Genomic DNA, 1,702 nt, shown 5'->3' on the forward strand with positions numbered 1-1,702 from the left:
GAGTTGTTATTTCAATATCCTTAAAATATTCAATAAGTAATGACAATTGGAGCCGATAAGTCTTTAATGTCTGTGGAGAAAAGCCTTCAATCCTTTTATCAGATTCAAATGCTTCCCATGCTTTTGACAGTAGCAATTTTGTTCCCCCTCAAAAAAAGTATCGTTAAAGGAAATATTGCCATTTCTATCGAAATTAAGACATATTGATAGTTTACTAACGAGGGATTATCCTAATTTTGATTGAAGAATGATATAAGAATATGATTGGAAAGTGGGGAGTTAGATGTTAAGGAGTGAACTTATTTCAGAAATAGCAAATAGAATCTTATGTATAAAAACACTCCATCCAATTAGAGTAGGAGTTAGTGGAATAACTTCATCTGGCAAGACAACGCTTGCTAATGAGCTTACTGAAGAACTTCGAAGAAGAAAGATGGATGTGATTAGGACTAGCATAGACAATTTTCATAATCCAAGGGTTATTCGATACAGACAGGGTAAGGAATCTGCTATTGGTTATTACGAGGATGCTCACGATTACAATTCCTTTAAGCAGAAACTTTTAATACCTTTAGGTCCAGGGGGAAACCTGCATTATCAAACAAATTCTTTAGATTTAGCAAAGGACGAGTATGTGAACCCAGAATTAAAAATAGCAAATAGGGATACGATTTTTATTATTGATGGAACTTTTTTATTTAAAAAGGATTTAAGTAACCTATACGATTTTAAAATATTTGTTAAAACTGACTTTGACTTAGCTAGAAAAAGAGGAGCTAAAAGAGAAGAACGGGCATTTGGAAGTTATGAAAAAGCTGAAGAAATGTTCCTAAATAGGTATCACGTTGCTTCGAAACTTTATTTAGAACAACATTCACCTCAACTTAATGCAGATGTAGTCATTAATAATAATGAATTAGATAACCCATATTTTGTTTAAAAGAAATGTCTTCTTCAACTAACGGGGCAGTTTAGTTATCTACACATTTGTAACATTATGCGAAGCAAGGATGTGATTGAATGTTTCAAGATGGATTTCCAAATTATTTGAGAGATGATGTGACTACGGCGGTGGGAATGATTCCTCATAAAACTTATAATAATGTCACTATTGGTGTGTCCGAGGATACTATTCAATATTTTCAAGATAATACCGTGATTAGATTTCCTTATCGTACCTACTACATTGATAGTTCAGATGAAGTTATAGACGATTTAAGTCTACGACAAAAAATGATTTTGCATTGTATTTATTCAAGAAGTTGTGACGGGTTTGTTCGCCAAAAGCATATTTATTCGTTGCTTCAGATGGATTATGAAGACTGGGCTATTCCTTATATCGTAAAAATATGTGATGAATATGTCGTAGAAATATTAGAAATGACTTTTGATATTTTAAAAGAGCAGGATACAGAACGGATTAAGAGATTTTGTCTTGAAAATAATGTGCAGTTTTGCAAAAGCTATAATAGAATGATTAGCTATTGGAATGAGTATTACCGATATAGATACAATAATTTTCAAAAATATATTGGCAGGAAGTTATTTAGAGATTGTTTTGGTTACTCTAAATCAATGGAACGCAGGGAAAAAGGGGTTTGTGAAACATTTCACTTAAACTAACAGGTGCTTTAGTTAAAGATCATAGGGCTATTTAAACAGCCCTTTTTCTTATTGAACTAACGGGGCAGTTTAGTTGAAC

At 32.4% G+C, this 1,702-nt stretch carries 2 protein-coding genes; both read left to right on the forward strand.

Annotation, left to right across the window (positions count from 1 at the left end; translation table 11 throughout):
- Positions 1-283 precede the first annotated feature (283 nt).
- Positions 284-940, forward strand: a complete 657-nt coding sequence (locus AC1DOS_RS19940; protein WP_477538883.1) for a hypothetical protein — start codon at positions 284-286, stop codon at positions 938-940.
- A gap of 80 nt (positions 941-1,020) precedes the next feature.
- On the forward strand, positions 1,021-1,623 hold the full coding sequence (locus tag AC1DOS_RS19945) for a hypothetical protein (protein WP_477538884.1): 603 nt from the start codon (positions 1,021-1,023) through the stop codon (positions 1,621-1,623).
- Positions 1,624-1,702 lie beyond the last annotated feature (79 nt).

Source organism: Paenisporosarcina sp. P5_A11 (assembly GCF_056400705.1).

Coding starts and splice junctions, on each gene's coding strand:
- AC1DOS_RS19940 (WP_477538883.1), top strand. CDS start 284: ATGTTAAGGAGTGAACTTATTTCAGAAATAGCAAATAGAATCTTATGT.
- AC1DOS_RS19945 (WP_477538884.1), top strand. CDS start 1,021: ATGTTTCAAGATGGATTTCCAAATTATTTGAGAGATGATGTGACTACG.